This window comes from Streptomyces sp. SP18CS02 (assembly GCF_036322365.1).
In the GTDB taxonomy this organism is placed as follows: domain Bacteria; phylum Actinomycetota; class Actinomycetes; order Streptomycetales; family Streptomycetaceae; genus Streptomyces.
Map to the genome: position 1 here is coordinate 1 of NZ_JAQYXC010000239.1, position 1,188 is coordinate 1,188.

The 1,188-nt window shown below is 66.5% G+C and carries 2 rRNA genes and 1 pseudogene; 2 read left to right on the plus strand and 1 reads right to left on the minus strand.

Annotated features, from left to right (window positions below):
- Positions 1-120: ribosomal RNA gene (locus tag PUR26_RS02325) — 23S ribosomal RNA — on the plus strand; the annotation flags it as partial.
- 135 nt (positions 121-255) lie between these two features.
- Positions 256-372: ribosomal RNA gene (rrf, locus tag PUR26_RS02330) — 5S ribosomal RNA — on the plus strand.
- Between the two features lie 29 nt (positions 373-401).
- Here rrf and PUR26_RS02335 read toward each other — a convergent pair.
- Positions 402-1,188: pseudogene (locus tag PUR26_RS02335) on the minus strand (hypothetical protein); the annotation flags it as partial.

Here is a 1,188-nt window from a genome sequence, read left to right on the forward strand (position 1 = left end):
AGTATTCCCACCTCCTTGAGAGGGTAAGGCTCCCAGTAGACGACTGGGTTGATAGGCCGGATATGGAAGCACCGCAAGGTGTGGAGTTGACCGGTACTAATAGGCCGAGGGCTTGTCCTCAGTTGCTCGCGTCCACTGTGTGGTTCCCGGGTTGCGAACAGTCGCACCGGTTGAACCAGCTCCACTTACTTAATTGAAGAGTGTGCTTGTTCGCTAAGTGCCGATATCCCGCTTTGCGGGATGGCCCGATAGTGTTTCGGTGGTCATAGCGTTAGGGAAACGCCCGGTTACATTCCGAACCCGGAAGCTAAGCCTTTCAGCGCCGATGGTACTGCAGGGGGGACCCTGTGGGAGAGTAGGACGCCGCCGAACAATCTTTCAAGGACCCTTGGTCCCAGCGTTCATGCTGGGACCAAGGGTCCTTTTTGTTTGTGCTTGATTTGCCCGAAGCGCGTCGGATGGCCGACTGCGCGAGAATGACTGCGGTACCCGAAGACAGGAGCCAACCCATGTCCACCAACTCCTCCGACGATCGTCCGGAGCGCGAGCCGCGACGTAGGGACGGCGGCGAACGGGGCGGCTTCCAGCGGGACGACCGTGGGCCGCGTCGGGACGACAACCGTTCCGGCGGTTTCCGCCGTGACGACCGCGGTGGCCGCCCCGCCGGTGCCGGCGGCGGTTTCCGTCGCGACGACCGCGGTGGCCGCCCCGAAGGCGGTGGCTTCCGCCGTGACGACCGCGGTGGCCGCCCCGCCGGTGCCGGCGGCGGTTTCCGTCGCGACGACAACCGCCGTGACGACCGCCGTGATGAGCGTCCGGCGTTCCGCCGTGACGACCGGCGGGACGACAACCGTGGTGGCGGCTTCCGCCGCGATGACAGCCGTTCGGGCGGTGGCTTCCGCCGTGACGACCGTCGCGATGACAATCGTGGTGGTGGCTTCCGTCGCGAGGGCGACCGGCCGGGCTTCCCGCGTGATGAGCGGGCGCCGAGGCGGGACGACCGCCGAGACGACCGTGGCGGCTTCCGCCCCCGTGACGACCGCCGCGACGATCGCGGTGGCTTCCCCCGTGATGACCGTGGGCAGCGTCGTGACGACCGTCGTGATGACCGTCGTGATGACCGTCGGGACGACAATCGTGGTGGTGGCTTCCGCCGTGACGACAGCCGTTCCGGTGGTGGCTTCCGCC